18 protein-coding genes and 2 tRNA genes are annotated in these 17,029 nt (G+C 66.1%); 10 read left to right on the top strand and 10 right to left on the bottom strand.

From position 1 onward, the window contains the following. The first annotated feature begins 62 nt into the window (after window positions 1-62). Entirely contained in the window at window positions 63-716 is a 654-nt protein-coding gene (locus IGS68_RS14930; RefSeq protein ID WP_201070348.1) for a TetR/AcrR family transcriptional regulator, read from the top strand. Between the two features lie 203 nt (window positions 717-919). Next, on the top strand, window positions 920-2,077 hold the full coding sequence (locus tag IGS68_RS14925) for an MFS transporter (RefSeq protein ID WP_247880858.1): 1,158 nt from the start codon (window positions 920-922) through the stop codon (window positions 2,075-2,077). 137 nt (window positions 2,078-2,214) lie between these two features. Here IGS68_RS14925 and IGS68_RS14920 read toward each other — a convergent pair whose 3' ends face one another. Both IGS68_RS14920 and IGS68_RS14915 read right to left on the bottom strand, forming a co-directional pair. Beyond that, on the bottom strand, window positions 2,215-2,382 hold the full coding sequence (locus tag IGS68_RS14920) for a YdcH family protein (RefSeq protein ID WP_158045044.1): 168 nt from the start codon (window positions 2,380-2,382) through the stop codon (window positions 2,215-2,217). Window positions 2,383-2,694: 312 nt separating this feature from the next. After that, a tRNA-Phe gene (locus IGS68_RS14915) sits at window positions 2,695-2,770 on the bottom strand. Window positions 2,771-2,939: 169 nt separating this feature from the next. Between IGS68_RS14915 and IGS68_RS14910 the strand changes: the two genes are divergently transcribed. Then, window positions 2,940-3,164, top strand: coding sequence for a hypothetical protein (locus tag IGS68_RS14910; RefSeq protein WP_201070343.1), 225 nt, complete (start codon window positions 2,940-2,942; stop codon window positions 3,162-3,164). A 131-nt stretch (window positions 3,165-3,295) separates the two neighbouring features. Continuing rightward, on the top strand, window positions 3,296-4,495 hold the full coding sequence (locus IGS68_RS14905; RefSeq protein ID WP_201070340.1) for an IS256 family transposase: 1,200 nt from the start codon (window positions 3,296-3,298) through the stop codon (window positions 4,493-4,495). Between the two features lie 118 nt (window positions 4,496-4,613). On the opposite strand, the gene IGS68_RS14900 is transcribed toward IGS68_RS14905, so the two are convergent. After that, entirely contained in the window at window positions 4,614-4,775 is a 162-nt protein-coding gene (locus tag IGS68_RS14900; protein ID WP_201070338.1) for a gluzincin family metallopeptidase, read from the bottom strand. 203 nt (window positions 4,776-4,978) lie between these two features. Between IGS68_RS14900 and IGS68_RS14895 the strand changes: the two genes are divergently transcribed. Continuing rightward, window positions 4,979-5,446: a hypothetical protein gene (locus IGS68_RS14895; protein WP_201070335.1), complete on the top strand. Its 468-nt coding sequence runs from the start codon at window positions 4,979-4,981 to the stop codon at window positions 5,444-5,446. A 5-nt stretch (window positions 5,447-5,451) separates the two neighbouring features. Here IGS68_RS14895 and IGS68_RS14890 read toward each other — a convergent pair. Continuing rightward, window positions 5,452-5,527: transfer RNA gene (locus tag IGS68_RS14890), tRNA-Phe, on the bottom strand. A gap of 284 nt (window positions 5,528-5,811) precedes the next feature. On the opposite strand from IGS68_RS14890, the gene IGS68_RS14885 reads away from it, so the two are divergent. Continuing rightward, window positions 5,812-5,994 carry a hypothetical protein gene (locus tag IGS68_RS14885; RefSeq protein WP_201070332.1) on the top strand — a complete coding sequence of 61 codons (183 nt, stop codon included), beginning with the start codon at window positions 5,812-5,814 and terminating at the stop codon, window positions 5,992-5,994. Window positions 5,995-6,060: 66 nt separating this feature from the next. On the opposite strand, the gene tldD is transcribed toward IGS68_RS14885, so the two are convergent. The 3 genes from tldD to IGS68_RS14870 all read right to left on the bottom strand — a co-directional run bounded on the left by tldD (window position 6,061) and on the right by IGS68_RS14870 (window position 10,803). Beyond that, on the bottom strand, window positions 6,061-7,497 hold the full coding sequence (gene tldD / locus IGS68_RS14880; RefSeq protein WP_201070329.1) for a metalloprotease TldD: 1,437 nt from the start codon (window positions 7,495-7,497) through the stop codon (window positions 6,061-6,063). Between the two features lie 135 nt (window positions 7,498-7,632). Beyond that, window positions 7,633-9,228 carry a lysine--tRNA ligase gene (locus IGS68_RS14875; RefSeq protein WP_201070326.1) on the bottom strand — a complete coding sequence of 532 codons (1,596 nt, stop codon included), beginning with the start codon at window positions 9,226-9,228 and terminating at the stop codon, window positions 7,633-7,635. Window positions 9,229-9,540: 312 nt separating this feature from the next. Then, window positions 9,541-10,803 (bottom strand): IS110 family RNA-guided transposase, encoded by a 1,263-nt coding sequence (locus tag IGS68_RS14870; protein WP_201070323.1) that lies wholly within the window; start codon window positions 10,801-10,803, stop codon window positions 9,541-9,543. A gap of 288 nt (window positions 10,804-11,091) precedes the next feature. Between IGS68_RS14870 and IGS68_RS14865 the strand changes: the two genes are divergently transcribed. Continuing rightward, window positions 11,092-11,799, top strand: coding sequence for an ABC transporter permease (locus IGS68_RS14865; protein ID WP_371821772.1), 708 nt, complete (start codon window positions 11,092-11,094; stop codon window positions 11,797-11,799). Window positions 11,800-12,008: 209 nt separating this feature from the next. Here IGS68_RS14865 and IGS68_RS14860 read toward each other — a convergent pair whose 3' ends face one another. The 3 genes from IGS68_RS14860 to IGS68_RS14850 all read right to left on the bottom strand — a co-directional run bounded on the left by IGS68_RS14860 (window position 12,009) and on the right by IGS68_RS14850 (window position 14,528). Then, entirely contained in the window at window positions 12,009-12,293 is a 285-nt protein-coding gene (locus IGS68_RS14860; protein ID WP_201070318.1) for a hypothetical protein, read from the bottom strand. Between the two features lie 125 nt (window positions 12,294-12,418). Further along, window positions 12,419-13,792: an ATP-binding protein gene (locus tag IGS68_RS14855; RefSeq protein WP_201070315.1), complete on the bottom strand. Its 1,374-nt coding sequence runs from the start codon at window positions 13,790-13,792 to the stop codon at window positions 12,419-12,421. Window position 13,793: 1 nt separating this feature from the next. Next, on the bottom strand, window positions 13,794-14,528 hold the full coding sequence (locus tag IGS68_RS14850; protein WP_201070313.1) for a response regulator: 735 nt from the start codon (window positions 14,526-14,528) through the stop codon (window positions 13,794-13,796). Window positions 14,529-14,716: 188 nt separating this feature from the next. On the opposite strand from IGS68_RS14850, the gene IGS68_RS14845 reads away from it, so the two are divergent. The 3 genes from IGS68_RS14845 (at window position 14,717) to IGS68_RS14835 (ending at window position 16,871) form a co-directional block, all read left to right on the top strand. After that, window positions 14,717-15,268, top strand: a complete 552-nt coding sequence (locus IGS68_RS14845; protein WP_201070310.1) for a Spy/CpxP family protein refolding chaperone — start codon at window positions 14,717-14,719, stop codon at window positions 15,266-15,268. Window positions 15,269-15,369: 101 nt separating this feature from the next. After that, entirely contained in the window at window positions 15,370-15,942 is a 573-nt protein-coding gene (locus IGS68_RS14840) for a septation protein A (protein WP_201070307.1), read from the top strand. Further along, window positions 15,939-16,871, top strand: a complete 933-nt coding sequence (locus IGS68_RS14835; RefSeq protein ID WP_247880856.1) for a heme-dependent oxidative N-demethylase family protein — start codon at window positions 15,939-15,941, stop codon at window positions 16,869-16,871. The genes IGS68_RS14840 and IGS68_RS14835 overlap by 4 nt, the downstream gene beginning before the upstream one ends. The last annotated feature ends 158 nt before the right edge of the window (window positions 16,872-17,029 follow it).

Below are 17,029 nucleotides of genomic sequence, written 5' to 3'. Positions count from 1 at the left end.
TGTCAAGGCGAAACTGAACCGTTTAGTTTAGTGCCTTGACCAATCCCATGGGAGACGATGCCATGCCTATGACGCCTGCCGATGGCCGCCCCCCCGAAGCCCGACAAGGGCAGAAGGCCGCGCAGATCATGTCCGCGGCCAAGACGCTGTTCACGAGCCAGGGGTTCGGCGCGACGAGCATGGATGCGATCGCTCGGGTGGCGAACGTTTCCAAGGCTACCCTTTACGCGCACTTCTCCGGCAAGGAGGAACTGTTCGCCGCGATCGTCAGTCATGAGTGCCGGACGCAGCAGAGCCTGCTGTGGGCGCCCGGCGTGGAGGAGAAGGCGGTCGACGATGCCCTCCGCGAGATCGGCCGCAACTTCCTGGACCTGCTCCTGTCGGCGCCGGCCGTCGCCATCTTCCGCGTCGTCGTGGCGGAGTCCACGAGGTTTCCCGATCTCGGCCGGATCTTCTTCAACTCCGGCCCCAACCAGATGAGGCAGAGCCTCGGTTCCTATCTGGCCAAAACGGCGGCGCGTGGTCGACTTGACATCGCGGATCCCTGGCGCGCAGCGGAGCATTTCATCGGGATGCTTCAGACCCCCGTGCATTTCAGCGTGCTGTTCGGCGTGAAGGATCATTTCGCTCGGGATGAAGTCGACCGGATCGTTTCGGATGCCGTGGAGGCGTTTCTCCGAGCCTATTTGCCATGCGATCGATCGGCTAAGTCGTGACATAAGTGGTACAATCTTCGAGGAAGCGCTGACTTCAAAGCGCTTCATTCGTTGTCGTGCAGGTATCCAGTGATCTTGTCGCAACGGCCACTTCGGCTATCCCGACAAGCCGGGCGATTCGACGCTCATCGTTTCGGTTTTCCGGCCTCTCATTATTTAGCTAAATTTGCCAAAGCGGAGTGGGTATGGCCCAGGAACTCGCCATGGCGGACCGCTCGCGACCGGCCCAGGCCCGCATCGCGGTCGCTGTGATCTTCTTCGTCAACGGCGTCGCCCTGTCGAGCTGGGTTCCCCACATCCCGACCGTCCAGCAGAAGCTCGGCTTGAGTACCGGAACGCTGGGGCTCGCGCTGCTGGGAATTGCCGGCGGGGCCGTCGTGTCCATGCCGATTGCCGGGTGGCTGATCGCGCGGCATGGCAGCCGGGTCGTCACGCTGACCGCGGCGTTCCTCTACTGCCTCACGACGCCGCCGCTGCTGCTGGCCTCCAGTCTTCCGGCCCTGGTCCTGGCCTTGATCCTGTTCGGGGTGTTCAACGGCGCGATGGACGTCGCGATGAACGCTCACGGGGTGGCGGTCGAGCGCAACATCGGGCGGCCCGTCATGTCGTCGCTCCACGCGCTGTTCAGCATCGGTGGGCTGGTCGGGGCGGGAAGCGCGGTGGTCCTGCTGCCGCTCGGACTGACCCCGGCAGCCCATGTGACTGCAACGGCGGCCGGCGGCCTCATCCTGGTGCTCGGCTCCGCGCGATTCCTGCTGCCTCACGGGGTCGATATCAGCACGGGCGGGGGACCGCGTTTCGTGCTCCCGCGCGGACGGCTGCTGGTGCTCGGCGCCATGGGTTTCTTCATCCTGATGCTTGAAGGCGCCATGTCGGACTGGACGGCGGTCTATCTCAAGCTCGACCTCGGTACCGACGCCGCCTTCGCCGGGGCGGGTTACGCCGTCTTCTCCGCCGCCATGGCGGTCGGAAGGCTGACCGGCGACCGCATGGTTGCCAGCTTCGGTCCGGTGGCGATGGTTCGGTGGGGATCGCTGCTGGCAGCGGCCGGCCTGGGCGGAGCGCTCTTGCTGCACCATCCCGTGGCCGCAGTCCTGGGCTTCGGCCTCGTCGGGCTGGGCCTCGCCAACATCGTGCCGATCCTGTTCAGCGCGGCGGGCCGGACGCCGGGAATGGCGCCGGGTTCCGCCATAGCCGCAGTGACGACGGCCGGCTATTTCGGGTTCCTGGCGGGACCGCCGCTGGTCGGCTTCGTCGCCGAAGGGCTGGGGCTGCCGGGCTCCCTTGGAATCCTGGCGGCTGCGGTCGGATTGATAGCGTTTCGGTCGGGAGTATTGGGGCCGCGCACGGGAGCGGCGTGATCCTGAGGGAACGTGAAGGAGCGTAAAACCTGCCGTGACGAATTAAGCGGTCGAATGGCGGCAAAATGCCCTGCGGCGGACCGGCGCCTGGCGCTCGCCGGGCGACCGCAGGGCAGAAGAAAAGCCTGTGCTTCTCCTCAGTGGCGGGAAAGCCGCGCCAATTCGTCCTTCACCCTGAGTTTATCAAACTTAAGTTTTTTGATGTCGATGTCTTCGGAGCCCGGCTGCTTCTGGAGGGCCTCTATCTGTCGGTCGAGGGAGGCATGGCGGTCGCGTAGAGCCTGAATGTGATTCTCGTTCACCATGTGACGTGCTCCATGTCTTTCAGACTATAACATGAGAAGCATACACACTCTCAAAGGGATTGCCAGCCTCTTCGTATATGAAAATGAAAGATTTCAGAGCTTGTGCGCAACAATGAACCAGTTAATACGCATACCAGAATAATTTTCCTTAAGATTGCAAACGAATGTCCGATCAGCGTTTGTTTGACGGACTTTGAAGCCGAGCGAAAGGGCAGGGAGGTTTCGGTACGCGCCACATGGGGGCATGCACGGCTCAACCGCGCGCGTCTTCCGCATGGGGATCGAGGTATCACTGTCAGGGTGCATGGAAGATGGTGCCCAGGGACGGATTTGAACCGCCGACACGGGGATTTTCAGTCCCCTGCTCTACCAACTGAGCTACCTGGGCGCCGCCATGATCCGCATCGGCCAAGGACGCCGTGCTGCGGTGGGGCAGGGAGGTGCTTATAGAAAAGAACGCCGGGGCTGTCCAGGGGGGAAGTTGCCGGAAGCGCTTGTTAGCGTGATCCGGGTACACGACATTGAGGAACGACTTTCCCATACGGAGCCTGTCAGACATGGCCGAACCCGCCGCGGCGAAGCGCGTCCGTCGATATCGCGCAGCCCAGAGGGACCATCGCGGTATGGTCCGGGTGGGCCTCCAGGTTCCCAAATCGGATCTGGCCGATATCAAGGCGGCGGCCAAGCAAGCGCGTGATCGTCATGCCCGGGCGTGTCTGGCGAAACGCGAACTGGAGTTCGTGCTTTCGACGCTCAAGATCAAGTCCCCAGGCGTGGTGTAGGAGCGCCCGTTCCGGGGCAGGCCCGCAGGGAGGCGTAGCCGACCGGAGGGCCTGCCCCGGAACGGGCGGTCATCGTGGTTCTCGGGTAAAGTCTGGTCACCACAACACATACCTGATCCAAGGTGACCACGATGACCGACGAGATGATGACGCTTCGCTCGATGCTTGAAAAGGGCACTGATGCGGATGTGCTGCGGGAGATGATCGGCTTTGCCGCCCAGCGGCTGATGGAGATGGAGGTTCAGGCGGTGACCGGCGCCGGTCACGGTGAGCGCTCGGCTGACCGCCTCGCACAGCGCAATGGCTACCGGGATCGCGACTGGGAAACCAGAGCCGGCACGGTGGAACTGCGCATCCCCAAGCTGCGCAAGGGCAGCTATTTTCCAGGATTTCTGGAGCCGCGCCGGATGGCCGAGAAGGCGCTGACGGCGGTGATCCAGGAGGCCTACATCCAGGGCGTTTCGACCCGCGGGGTGGACGATCTGGTCAAAGCCATGGGCACGAGCGGCATCTCCAAGAGCCAGGTCAGCCGCCTGTGCGAAGAGATCGACGACCGGGTCAAGACGTTCCTGAACCGTCCGATCGAAGGCGACTGGCCTTACCTCTGGATCGATGCGACCTACGTCAAGGTGCGCCAGCAGGGACGCATCGTGTCTGTCGCCGTGACCGTCGCGGTGGCGGTCAACACCGATGGCCGGCGCGAGGTGCTGGGCATGGACATCGGCGCATCGGAGGCCGAGACCTTCTGGCTCGAATTCCTGCGCAAGCTCAAGCGTCGCGGTCTCGCCGGCGTCAAGCTGGTGATTTCCGACACCCATGAAGGCATCAAGGCCGCTGTCCAGCGCGTGTTCCAGGCGACATGGCAGCGCTGCCGGGTGCATTTTATGCGCAACGCCATGGCGCATGCTGGCAAGCAGGGCAAGCGCCTCTTCGCCGCGTTCATCGCGACCGCCTTCGCCCAGGACACCGCCGAGGCCGCCAAAGTCCAGTGGCGCCAAGTCGCCGATCAGATCCGCGCCAAAGTTCCCAAGCTGGCAGCCCTCCTGGACGAGGCGGAAACCGACGTGCTGGCCTACATGACGTTCCCAAAGGAACATCGGGTCAAGATACACTCGACAAACCCGATCGAGCGCCTGAATGGCGAGATCAAGCGCCGGACCGACGTTGTCGGCATCTTTCCGAACGAGGACGCCATTACTCGCCTCATCGGCGCTATTCTCCTGGAGCAGAACGATGAATGGGCCGTCCAGCGCGCCCGCTACATGACACTGGAAACTATCGCTCCACTCGGCGATGATAGCCCCATCATGCTGCCCGCCGCAGGGGCATGAGCAACCCGGCCAGACTGCTGGGAACCAGGATGATTGGTGACGCCAATCCTACACCACGTCTGGGGACACGATCACGCTCAACGCGCCGCGCCCTCGCCATCTGGATGCCCCGGGACTGTTACATTGCCTCAGCACTTCGCATCCCGACCCAGCCTGGTTTCCCCATATCGAAGCCTTTTTCGACGAGGTTTCGATCGAAGCCATCCATGATCTCGTGCTTGCCAATGTCGTCGATTTCGAGCAGCTCTATCGCGCGTCTCGCACCTGGAGAGTAACGCATGGACGAAACCTTCCCTGGATCAAGGAAATGGCCGACCTCAGCCTGGCAAGACCTGCTGACTTCGACGATCCGACTCTTTGATACTCTGCCCGTGATTCCTGAGTGAAGTTTTTGGTGGAGGAACGTCACTGGCAGTCCATTATGGCCACCGCTACAGTTACGACATCAACGCCTTCGTCGGCAGTGCCGACATCATTCGGGACTTGTCGCCCAATCGCAATCCTGCCACCAAACAGCTTCTTGATGGCCGCAAGTTCGAGTACCCAGGAAACTATCTCAAGCTGGTTCTGGACCGCGGTGAAATCGACTTCATCATCAGCGGTAGCCGCACGGATCGGGCTATCGAGTCATGGGAATTCCGCGGCAGGATCTTGAACATCGATACGCCATGGGAAACGGCCGTGAAGAAGATGCTTTACAGGCCATCCACCTTCAAGGTCCGTGATGTGTTCGACTTGGCTGCCGTGGTGGAACGGCATCCGGATGAACTGCGGGCCGGGCTCAGTGAGATAGAGGATCGATTGACGCGCCTGACGGACCGGATCGACCGTCTCCGTCCAGCCTACGAAGTGCTTGCCGAAAGCGACATTCACCCCACCGAAACGGGACGCAAGTACATGACGAGCGCTGCGATCGAGAGCGTCTTCGAATTCCTGCGGGATTGTCGGTAGGGAGGTGGTGCCCAGGGACGGATTTGAACCGCCGACACGGGGATTTTCAGTCCCCTGCTCTACCAACTGAGCTACCTGGGCATCCTGTCCGGCGTGGCCTGAAGCGTCGCCGTCGGGGCGTGCTTGTAGGAAAAATTCCGGAGCCTGTCCAGCACCGGATTTCATTTTCATGCAGATTTCGTGAACCGGCCGTTCGCCCGTCCGGCTGACGGGAAGGGAGTAGCCGTCCGCGTCCCCGGTTCCCGCTTCGCGCCGTCGATGCGGCAGCGCAGCATGCTACTCTGTGAGAACATGCCGCACCGCGCCATGAGCGCGTGACGGTATGATGACAGGCAACCAGTATCCGGCCCGAAGGGGGTGACGTCATGAAGATCGTTGCACGCGAAAAAAGCAGCTTCCGCATCACCTGTCCGAACGGCCATGACTTCACCGCTCCGCGTCACAGCATCTCGGTGGAGTGCCCGACCTGCGGGGCCACCGGGAGCACTCGGGAACTGGTGGACAGAATGATCAAGAACGCGGAACCGCCGCAGGCGACAGCGGCCTGAGGGGCGATGTCCCCGCCGCCGCACCGCGTCCCTTGCGGGAGCGATGCGGCCGGCGAGGTTTCGGGATCAGGCGGCCGCGGTGCCGCCGACCGTAAGGCCGTCGATCCGCAGGGTGGGCTGGCCGACGCCGACGGGCACGCCCTGGCCTTCCTTGCCGCAGGTGCCGATCCCCGGATCCAGCGCCATGTCGTTGCCGATCATGCTGACCTTGGTCAGCGCGTCGGCGCCGTTGCCGATCAGGGTGGCGCCCTTCACGGCGGGGCCGACCTTGCCGTCCTCGATCAGGTAGGCTTCCGAGGCGGAGAAGACGAACTTGCCCGAGGTGATGTCCACCTGACCGCCGCCGAAGTTCACGGCGTAGAGCCCCTTCTTGACCGAGCGGATGATCTCCTCCGGCGTCCTGTCGCCGGACCGCATCACCGTATTGGTCATCCGGGGCATCGGGTGATGGCCGAAGCTCTGGCGGCGGCCGTTGCCGGTCGGCTTGACGCCCATCAGGCGGGCGTTCATGCGGTCCTGCATGAAACCTACCAGGATGCCGTCCTCGATCAGGGTGGTGGACTGGCTCGGCGTGCCCTCGTCATCGACCGTGAGCGACCCGCGCCGCCCCTCGATGGTGCCGTCGTCGACGACGGTCACGCCCGGAGCCGCGATCCGCTGGCCCAGCAGGCCGGCGAACGCCGAAGTCTTCTTGCGGTTGAAGTCGCCTTCCAGGCCATGGCCGATCGCCTCGTGCAGCAGGATGCCGGGCCAGCCGTTGCCGAGCACGACCGTCATCTCGCCAGCCGGCGCCGCGATCGAGCCCAGGTTGACCAGGGCCTGCCGGAGCGCCTCGTCAACCTGGCCCTGCCATGCGGCAGGATCCAGATAGGCTTCGTAGCTGGTCCGGCCGCCGGCCCCGTGGCCGCCGCTCTCCATGCGGTCGCCGTCGGCGACCACGACCGAGATGTTCAGGCGGACCAGCGGGCGGACGTCGGAGACGCGCAGCCCGTCGGCCCGGATGATCTGGACCGCCTGCCACTCGCCGCCGATCGAGGCCGAAACTTGCCGGACCCGCGGGTCACGGCCGCGCGCATAGGCGTCGATGTCCGACAGCAGCTTGACCTTGGTCTCGAAATCGACCAGGGCGAGCGGGTTGATCGCCTCGTAGAGAGCCCGGTTGGTGCCGGTCGGCGGCTCGGCCATGGTACCGCTGTGGCCGGCATGGACCGCCTTGACGGTCTCGGCCGCGCGGCGGATGGCGTCTTCCGACAGGGTGGAGGCATGGGCGTAGCCGGTCGACTCGCCGGAGATCGCGCGGAGGCCGAAACCTTGGCTGGTGTCGAAGCTGGCGCTCTTCAGCTTGCCGTCGTCCCAGGCCAGGCTTTCGGACTGGCTGTATTCCAGGAAGAGTTCGCCGTCGTCGGCACCCGCCAATGCTTCCGACACGATCGATTCGGTGCGTGACCGGTCGAGCCCGGCGCGGTTGAAGAAGATGTCGTCGGTTACGGCGAGGGTGCTCATACAAGACTCCGGAACGGGGGGATGCCGTGGCAACAGGCCCATCATAAGGGTAGAATACTTATGTGGGCCAGCCCCCGCGGATGTGAAGGGCCGACCGAGACCCGCCCTTCACCCCGTCCTCGACCCCAGGGACCGTCAGTCCGCGGGCTGGGGCTCGATCCGCCGCTCCAGCGCCTGGGCGATCAGGTCGCGCGTGTTGCCGATGCCGTACAACTCGATGAAGCTGCCCATGCGCGGACCCGTGGTCTGCCCCAGCAGAACCTCGTAGAGCGCCTGGAACCAGCTCTTCAGGTCGGCGAAGCCGTGGCGCTTGCCGATTTCGTAGACCTGGAACTGGATCTCTTCCGCCTTGGCGCCTTCCGGCAGCCGGCCCAGTTCGTCCAGCAGTTCCTGCATCGCGGCGCGCTCCTGGTCGGTCGGCGCGCGGTACCGCTTGGTCGGCTTGACGAAATCCTGGTAGTAGTTGACGGCGTACTGCACCAGCCGGTCCAGGAACGGCGCGCTCTCGGGGTTTGCCTCGGGCGCGTAGCGGGTGATGAAGCCCCACATCACGTCCTTGCTCTCCGCGTTGGCGACGCCGGCCAGGTTCAGCAGGATGTTGTAGCTCAGGTCGCTGCGCGCTTCCGGCGGGTGGCCGCCATGGATGTGCCACGCCGGGTTCTCCAGCTTGCGCGCCGGCTCCTCCTGCGGGAACTTGGAGACGAAGGCCAGGTACTCGTCCACCGCCCGGGGGATCACGTCGAAATAGAGGCGCTTCGCGACGCGGGGCTTCTGGAACATGTAAAGCGACAGGCTTTCCGGCGGGGCGTAGCGCAGCCACTCCTCGACCGACAGGCCGTTGCCCTTGGACTTGGAGATCTTCTGGCCCTTGTCGTCCAGGAACAATTCGTAATTGAAGCCCTCCGGAGGCTGGCTGCCCAGGATGCGGCAGATCTTCCCGGCCAGCTCGACCGACGGGATGAGGTCCTTGCCGGACATCTCGTAGTCGACGCCCAGCGCGTGCCAGCGCATGCCCCAGTCAGGCTTCCATTGCAGCTTGCAATGACCGCCGGTGACCGGGGATTCCTTCTTCCTGCCGTCTTCGTCCTCGAACACGATGGTGCCGGCATCGACGTCATGCTCCAGGATCGGCACCTGGAGAACGCGGCCCGTGGTCGGGGAGACCGGCAGGAACGGGCTGTAGGTCGCAGCGCGCTCCTCGCGCAGCGACGGCAGCATCACCTTCATGACGGCGTCGTAGTTGCGCAGCACCGTCAGCAGCGCGTCGTCGAACCGGCCCGAACCGTACCAGTCCGTCGCGGACTGGAACTCGTACTCGAACCCGAAGCTGTCGAGGAAACCCCGCAGCATGGCGTTGTTATGGTGGCCGAAGCTCTCGAACTTGCCGAACGGATCGGGCACCTTGGTCAGCGGCTTGCCCAGGTGCTCGCGCACCATCTCCTGGTTCGGGATGTTGTCCGGGACCTTGCGCAGCCCGTCCATGTCGTCGGAAAAGGCGAACAGGCGGGTCGGCATGTCGGGCGCCATGAGCTGGAATGCGCGGCGCACCATGGTGGTGCGCGCAACCTCGCCGAAGGTGCCGATATGGGGCAGGCCCGACGGCCCGTAGCCGGTCTCGAACAGGACATAGCCTTTGGCCGGCGTCTTTCCCTTGCAGCGCGCGATCAGCTTGCGCGCTTCTTCGAAGGGCCACGCCTTGGCCTGCAATGCCAGTTCCTGTTCGCCAGACATCGTACTTCACCGTTCGGGATGTAGTTTGGGAGCGGCGACCCTAGGGAACTTGGGCGCGCCGGTCAATCGCCACGCGGGCCGCCCGGTCGGGCGGGGGGGACTCCCCACCGCTTGTCAATGATCCGAGTAGTGTCTGGGGGTGCCCCTTACGTCCGATGATTATGGTTCCCGACGGCCCGACACGCGTCAAGCCTGACCCTGCGGGTCACCGCCGATGGCGGCACGGGCTTGACTCGTGCCGTTCCGCCGGAAGCGCCGCCTCCATCGGATGTAAGGGACAGTATCACCTCCGCCCAGTTTCAGAGGCTTGCTTCAGGCGGCTTGGCGTGTCCGCCCGGCGCGTTGCGGGTCGTACAAGCCGCGGCCACGCAACATGGCGCAAGCGGTTTCCAGCAGCCGGTCGCCGACCGTGCGCAACGCCCGGCCATGACTGTGGCCGGCTTTGCGCAGGGCTTGATAGCGCACCTTGCAGGTGGCGTCGCATTGGACCGCGACACGGCTCCAATGATAGACTGCGTCGCGCAGACGCTGGCAACAGGCCTGACGCATCAGCACGATGCAACTCTTGCCACTACGCCGGGTCACCGGCGCCACGCCGGCCAGCGCCCGCAGGGCTTGATGGTCACCCGCCTTCAGGGGCTCGCCGGCCTCGACCAGCAGAGTGGCGCAGACGATCCTCCCAACCCCCGGCAAGGAGCGCAGGATCGTCACGTCGCTCTGCTGTGGCGGCTGCCCCGGCACCGCCTCCGGTTCCTCTGGAGAGGCCGCCAACTCGGTCAGGATCTGGTCGACCCGCCGCTCGGCCGCCGAGATCTGGCGGTTGACGAGGCGCAGCCGGTCGCGCAAAGCGCCGACATGGGCGCTCGCCGCCTCGACCGTGCCGGACGCCACCGTCAGCGCCGGACGACGCAGGCGTCGCACCACTTCGGCGGCGTCGAGCCGGCGAATCCGATGCTTCCTCAGCAGCTTGGCGATCGTGCTCTCGCGCACCCGGCGCGCCTTGGCCGGCGTTGGCGCCAGCGCCCAAAGATCCAGCAACCATGCCGCCGACAGATCGTCGGATAGGTCCAGAATCTGCGGGTAATAGCGCCAGAGCTGCTCGCGCATCCGATTGGTCAGGCGAACGCGCTCGTGCTTACACTCCTCGGTCATGCGCAGCCGTTCGCGCAGTTCGATCATTCTGGGCTCATCCCGCCTCAGGCGCCGGAAGCAGCGGGTATCGGTGCGCAGGCTGTCGCCCAACACCCGGGCATCGCGCCGGTCGTCCTTGGCTCCGGAAACTGAAAATCGGTCCCGGAAGCGGTCGAGTTGCTTGGGATTGATGGCGTGCACCGCGAAGCCGCGTTCCATCAGGCTCTCCACGACCGGACCGTGGGGCAGTTCGATGCCAATGCCGATGCGTTCCGGAGCGGCGCCCGTGGTCTCGATCAGCCAAGCCGCCAGACCGGCCAGTTCCTCGCCACTGTGGCGCACCGCGCGCTCCCCGCGTACCACGCCACGATCATCGACCAGGCAGACCTGATGAACCTCGCTCGCCCAGTCGATGCCGACATACCAGTCGAACATCTCACTCATTCAAGGGCTCCCATCCAAATGGGCCGCCGCAGCCTGGATCCACCCCTGTACTGGCGCTCGCTTGGCGCTGACTCCCCACTGGGCCTCAGCCGCGGCCTGCCGCCGGGGCACGCGTCCCCCCCAGGTGTTCGTGACACAGGGGGCAAAAGGTTGCTCCCGGCGGATCGGCCCGATCAGTCAACGGCGCTATGATACCGCTGACCATTCGACCCGTGAAGGGTACAGGGAGTTGTCGCGGGCCGGGGAGGCGGCTACCATGCCGTCCCGCCGGCAACCCCCAAGGCTATCATGATGCAGGACGTGATCGACGCCTTCGCCGCCGCCGCAGGCCTCATCCTGGGCTTCGACGACCGGCTGGCCCAGATCGTGCTGCTGTCGCTCCGCGTCACCCTGACGGCCGTGGGGATCGCCATGGTCATCGGCCTGCCGCTGGGCGCGATGCTCGGCATCGCCCGCTTTCCAGGCCGGGGTCTCGTCATCGTCCTGTTCAATGCCCTGATGGGGCTCCCGCCCGTGGTGGCCGGGCTGCTGGTATACCTGATGCTCTCGCGCTCCGGCCCGCTCGGTGGGCTGGGCCTGCTGTTCACGCCCGCCGCCATGGTCATCGCGCAGACGGTCCTGGTGACCCCCATCGTCATCTCGATCACCCGGCAAGTGGTCGAAGACATGTGGGGCGAGTACGAGGAGCAGTTGCGCTCCCTCGGTTCGACGCGCCGGCGTGCGATCCCGACGCTGCTGTGGGACGCGCGCTTCAGCCTGATGACGGGCGTGCTCGCCGGCTTCGGCCGGGCCAGCGCCGAGGTCGGCGCCGTGCTGATCGTCGGCGGCAACATTGCCGGCGTCACCCGCACCATGACCACCGCGATCACGCTGGAGACCGGACGCGGCGACCTGGCCCTGGCCCTGGGGCTCGGTATCCTGCTGCTGGCGCTGACCCTGACGATCAACGCCGCCGCCTATGCCATAGGCCAGGTGGCGCGGCGGTCCGCCGGCTAGAGCGGAACCCGATCTGGTTGAGCCGCTCCGGTCCTCGCAGCCGGCCGTTCCACTCGCCGCACCGCGTTGCGCCATGGGCGCAACCTACGGCTCGATGCAGGTCGGAGGCGATGCGGGCCGACGATCGTAGGTTGCGCCCATGGCGCAACGCATTGGATCAGCTGTCTCGGGCGGATCGACCTGATCGGGCACGGCTCTAATCGGCGGCGTCAGTCGTCGTAGCGGCGCCATTTCTTCTTCTTGCCGTGGTGGTGATGGTGATGGACCTCCCGCCCGCCGTCGGGCGTGGTCAGCGCACCCAGAAGGGCGCCGCCGGCACCGCCGACCAGGGCGCCGCCGAGGGGATCATAGCCGAACAGGTATCCTCCCGCGGCACCCGCGCCCGCCCCCAGCGCACCGCCCGTGGCGGCGCGGCGCTCGGCATGGTTAAGCGTGCAGGCCGACACCAGGATGCAGCCGGCCAGAAGGGAAACGGTACCCAACCTCATCGTCATGGAAGAGCCTCATGGATCAACTGGATCCAGCCTGCCGCAGCGTGGGCGCATGCCCTGTGACCAGCATCACCTCGCCCGAAAGAAAGCGGTAGCGCCGCTTCCGGGCTGCGTCGGCGCCGGAGGGATTACGCCTCGGCCAGCAGCAGGAGGGCGCTCAGGCCGCCACCGGGCCGGTTGCGGAGCGTGACGTCGCCGCCATGGGCCCGGGCGATCGTCCGCGCGACGGAAAGGCCCAGTCCCGTGCCGCCGGTATCGCGGCTGCGCGACCGTTCCAGCCGGTAGAAGGGGGCGAAGACCTTCTCCTGCTCCCCCTCCGGGATGCCCGGCCCGTCGTCGTCTATGCGGATCGCGACGTGCCCGTCCTCCCGGCCGTCCAACAGCGCCACCCGGGCGCAGCCCCCATATTTGAGGGCATTGTCGATCAGGTTGCCGATCGCGCGTCGCAGCGCCACTGGGCGGCAGGCGATTGTCTTGTGCTCCGGCCCCGAATACTCGACCGTGTTTCCGGCATCCCCGAGGTCGTCGACAAGGCTCTGGAGCAGCGCCGCGAGGTCGATCGGAACACGCGGCTCCTTCCGGGCGTCGTCGCGGGCGAACGCTAGGGTGGAAGCGATCATCGCCTCCATCTCCTCCAGGTCCGCCAGCATCTTCCGCTGCTGCTCCGGGTCCTCGACGAACTCGGCGCGCAGCCTCAGCCGGGTCAGCGGCGTGCGCAGGTCGTGGCTGATCGCGGCCAGCATCTGGGTCCGGTCCTCGACGAACCGGTGCAGGCGCGTCTGCATCTGGTTGAAGGCGCGGGTCGCCTGCCGCAGCTCGCGCGGCCCGGCCTCGGGCAGCAGCGGCGCCTCGCCGTCGACGCCCAGCCGCTGGGCCGCCTCGGCGAACCGCTTCAGCGGCGCGCTCAGCCGGCGTCCGGCCCACAGGGACAGGCCGAAGATGACCAGCCCGACGAGCCCCATCCACAGCCCGAAGCGGATCAGCCGGAACGGGCCGTCCCGGTCGGGGTCGGACCGGAACACCAGCCAGGTGCCGTCCGACAGGGGAAGCGCCATCTGCATCACGTTGCCGAACAGCCGCGCCTCGATCGGCGCCAGGGGGCCCGGGCTGGGCGGTCCGTTCCGCACCTCGATCAGGATTTCCCGGGTCGGGTCCTCCAGCGCGCTGCGCAGCCTCCGGCGAAACCCGTCCAGGGGAAAGCCGACCTGGTTCCGGCGGATTTCCGGCGCCTTGGGCCGCCACTCCACCTCGAGGCCGGGCGCGTCCACCGCACGCACCACCCGCGGCCGGAACTGGGGAGGGGTCTCGTCGGCCAGCCGGACGATCGCCGCCACCCGCTCGACCATCTCCCGCGGGCCATGGCGCGGATGGCCTTCGCCGCGGTCGGTCACATACACCAGCGCGCTGACCGCCTGGGTCAGCGCCAGCGCCATCAGCACCGTCAGGCCGAGCCGGACCGCGATCCCCGCCGGAAGGAACCGCCGCTTGAACCGCTCCCACATGTCAGGCCTTCGCGACGGCCGGGGTGAAGATGTAGCCACCGCTACGCACCGTCTTGATCAGGGTGGGCTCCTTCGGGTCCGGCTCGATCTTGCGGCGGAGCCGGCTGACCTGGACGTCGACGCTGCGGTCGAACGGCATGGCGGTGCGCCCGCGCGCGAGGTCGAGCAGCTGGTCGCGGTTAAGCACCCGCTGGGGATGTTCGGCGAAGGCGACCAGCAGGTCGAACTCGCCGGCGCTGAGCTGGACCAGCACGTCGTCGGGCGACCAAAGCTCCCGCTTCGCGACGTCGAGCCGCCAGCCTTCGAAGGTCAGGCCGCGACCGCCGGGTTCCGCCGAGGGTCCGACCGGAAGCCCGGTGGAGCGTCGCAGCACCGCCTTGGCGCGGGCCAGCAGTTCGCGCGGATTGAAGGGCTTGGCCAGATAGTCGTCGGCTCCCATCTCCAGGCCGACGATCCGGTCCGTCTCCTCGCCCATGGCGGTCAGCATGATGATGGGGATGGCGCCCGCCGGCCCGGGCTGGGCGCGCAGGCGACGGCACAGTGCCAGCCCGTCCTCGCCGGGCATCATGAGGTCGAGGACGATCAGGTCGATCCGGGAGGTCTCCAGCACCTGCATCATCTCCGCACCGTCGCGGGCGCTCGACACGCGGTAACCGTGCCTGGTGAGGAACTGGGAGATCAGGGTGCGGATTTCCCGGTCGTCGTCGACCACGAGGAGGTGGGGCTGCTTGTCCATGGCCGGCATCTTCGTTCAGGGCTGGTCGAAGGGGTAAGGTAATTGTTGTAACGGATCGTTACAGCGGCCCCGCCGGTTACACAGCGTTACCAAATGCCCCTGCCGGAGACATCAAACGGCAAAGGTCGAGCCCCATCTTCAGGTCATCGAAGCGGCGATCCGCTTCGCAGGACGAATGGAGATACAAGATGAAGCGTACCGTTTTGGCAACCGCCGTGCTCGGCACCATGCTCGCGGCAGCCGTCCCGGTCTTCGCCCAGGGCGGTCCCGAAGGCGGTCCCGGCGGCCCGGGCCCGCGCTTCGAGCGGATGTGCGAGAACCTGGACGCCCGCGTCGCCGGCATGCTGGCCTTCGCGGAGACCCGCCTGAAGATCACCGACGCCCAGCGCGCGGCCTGGGACAACTTCGCCCAGGCGGTCAAGAACAGCGAAGGACCGATGAAGCAGCGCTGCGAGAACCCCGAGGCCTTCACCCGCCCCGCGACCCTGCCGGAACGCGCCCAGCGCATGGAGGAGATGATGACGGCCCGGCTTGAGCAGGTCCGCCAGATCCGCCCCGCGCTCGACCAGCTCTACGCCGGCTTCTCCGACGAGCAGAAGAAGACCGCCGACGAGATGATGGAGCGCATGATGCGCCACGGGCCGGGCGGCTTCGGCGAATTCGGCCACGGTCCGCGTCACCGGCATGGACACGGACATGACCATGGTGACGGTCCGCGCGGCGAACGGGGCCGGATGTAACGGAGGAGGACGCCCGGCGCGCTTGAGTGCGCCGGGCGTCGATCGCCGCCGGCACGCTGTTTTCTCTTTGAGAGCCGACGCGCCGCCGCTATGTAGGAAACGTGAACCAACTGACCAGACTTCTGATCGAAGCGGGGCCGCTTGCGGTCTTCTTCGTGACCAATTCCAAGGCCGGCATCATGGTCGGCACGGGCGCCTTCATGGCGGCCACGGCCGTGGCCGTGCTGCTGTCCTGGCATCTCGAGCGCAAGCTGCCGATCATGCCCCTGGTCGGCTGCTTCTTCGTGCTGCTGTTCGGCGGCCTGACCCTATGGCTCGACGATGACCTGTTCATCAAGCTGAAGCCCACGGTGGTCAACCTTCTGTTCGCGACTGTGCTGTTCACCAGCCTGGCGCTCCGCCGCAACGTCATGAAACCGCTGCTCGGGACGGTGCTGAACCTGAGCGAGGAGGGCTGGCGCATCCTGACGGTCCGCTGGGCCTGTTTCTTCGTCGTGCTGGCCGTGCTCAACGAAGTGGTGTGGCGAACCATGACGACCGATGCCTGGGTCAATTTCAAGGTGTTCGGGATCCTGCCGCTCACCCTGGTGTTCAGCGGGCTTCAGATGCCGGTGATCATGAAGCACCAGATCCCCGACGAGGCCGCCTCCAAGGAGCCCGCGCGCGCCGAATGACCGCGGAAAGCGTTCCCGACTACCTGCCGTTCGCCGAGGGGCCGTTCCGCATGGCGATGGGCCTGATGGCCCTGAAGCCGGCGGACTGGATCGAGATCGACGGCAACTATGCCTCGGAGATCGCCCTGCGCGACCGTCTCCTGGCCGAGCGGCGCGACGACGTCCTGGCGATGCGGCCGGAGGCGGCCGAGGCCTGCCGCGAGGTTCTGGACCAGCTGGCCGGATTCCTGCCGGAGAGGTTTCCCGAACATTTCCGGCGAACCGGCCCGGAACTGCTGAACCACGTCACCGGCGACCGCTGGCCGGTCGAGGGCGAGGTGGCCGATCCGCTGGAGATCGCCGGACGCTTGGTCCAGGAGGATCTCTGCATCCTACAGGAAGTGGACGGCGAACTCCGCCTGACCGCGGGTGTCCTGTGCTTCCCGAACCGCTGGAGGCTTGCCGACAAGCTGGGCCTGCCCATGGTAGGCATCCATGCTCCGGTACCGGCCTATGCCGAGCGCCTGGGCAGGCCGGTCGACCGTTTCCTCGGGCTGCTGACGCCGGACCGTCCGGTCTGGCGGCTGAACTGGTCGCTGACGGATGATTCGACGCTGTTCCAGCCGGTGGGGCACGGCCGGCGCGACACAGACCCGAGTATCACCGCGGAGAATGCCGGGGCACGCGTCTTCCTGCGCGTCGAGCGGCAGACTTTGCGGCGGCTGCCGCGGACCGGCGCCGTCCTCTTCACGATCAGGACCCATCAGCGTCCGATAGGCGCTCTTGCCGACCGACCGCTGGAAGCGGCCCGGTTGGCCTCCGCGGTCCGCGCCTTGCCTGACGATACCGCCCGCTACAAAAGCATCACGCCGTTCCGGTCGGCTCTGCTGGCCTGTCTGGATCGTATGACCGGCGCGTCCGCTGGTGGCTCGGCACAGCGGCTTCGATAGATTTATCGTAGGTCGGTCGCGGCCGAAGGCCGACGCCGACAGCGTGTCCGGAGCGTTAAAGCAGGGTCTCGGCGCTCCGCTCCGACGAACGTCATAAGAAACACTGCGCAGATCTGTAGTAATAATCAGCAAGATAGATCGTAAGCCGGCCCGGCAGT

It is taken from the genome of Skermanella sp. TT6, assembly GCF_016653635.2.
GTDB classification, from domain to species: Bacteria; Pseudomonadota; Alphaproteobacteria; order Azospirillales; family Azospirillaceae; genus Skermanella; species Skermanella cutis.
The sequence above is the reverse complement of the archived record's forward strand: the minus strand, read 5'-3'. Positions and strand labels throughout refer to the sequence as shown.

Coding starts and splice junctions, on each gene's coding strand:
- IGS68_RS14920 (WP_158045044.1), bottom strand. CDS start 2,382: ATGGTGAACGAGAATCACATTCAGGCTCTACGCGACCGCCATGCCTCC.
- IGS68_RS14930 (WP_201070348.1), top strand. CDS start 63: ATGCCTATGACGCCTGCCGATGGCCGCCCCCCCGAAGCCCGACAAGGG.
- IGS68_RS14855 (WP_201070315.1), bottom strand. CDS start 13,792: ATGTGGGAGCGGTTCAAGCGGCGGTTCCTTCCGGCGGGGATCGCGGTC.
- IGS68_RS14850 (WP_201070313.1), bottom strand. CDS start 14,528: ATGGACAAGCAGCCCCACCTCCTCGTGGTCGACGACGACCGGGAAATC.
- IGS68_RS14865 (WP_371821772.1), top strand. CDS start 11,092: ATGATGCAGGACGTGATCGACGCCTTCGCCGCCGCCGCAGGCCTCATC.
- IGS68_RS14925 (WP_247880858.1), top strand. CDS start 920: ATGGCGGACCGCTCGCGACCGGCCCAGGCCCGCATCGCGGTCGCTGTG.
- IGS68_RS14845 (WP_201070310.1), top strand. CDS start 14,717: ATGAAGCGTACCGTTTTGGCAACCGCCGTGCTCGGCACCATGCTCGCG.
- IGS68_RS14835 (WP_247880856.1), top strand. CDS start 15,939: ATGACCGCGGAAAGCGTTCCCGACTACCTGCCGTTCGCCGAGGGGCCG.
- IGS68_RS14870 (WP_201070323.1), bottom strand. CDS start 10,803: ATGAGTGAGATGTTCGACTGGTATGTCGGCATCGACTGGGCGAGCGAG.
- IGS68_RS14885 (WP_201070332.1), top strand. CDS start 5,812: ATGAAGATCGTTGCACGCGAAAAAAGCAGCTTCCGCATCACCTGTCCG.
- IGS68_RS14875 (WP_201070326.1), bottom strand. CDS start 9,228: ATGTCTGGCGAACAGGAACTGGCATTGCAGGCCAAGGCGTGGCCCTTC.
- IGS68_RS14860 (WP_201070318.1), bottom strand. CDS start 12,293: ATGACGATGAGGTTGGGTACCGTTTCCCTTCTGGCCGGCTGCATCCTG.
- IGS68_RS14905 (WP_201070340.1), top strand. CDS start 3,296: ATGACCGACGAGATGATGACGCTTCGCTCGATGCTTGAAAAGGGCACT.
- IGS68_RS14900 (WP_201070338.1), bottom strand. CDS start 4,775: ATGCGTTACTCTCCAGGTGCGAGACGCGCGATAGAGCTGCTCGAAATC.
- tldD (WP_201070329.1), bottom strand. CDS start 7,497: ATGAGCACCCTCGCCGTAACCGACGACATCTTCTTCAACCGCGCCGGG.
- IGS68_RS14910 (WP_201070343.1), top strand. CDS start 2,940: ATGGCCGAACCCGCCGCGGCGAAGCGCGTCCGTCGATATCGCGCAGCC.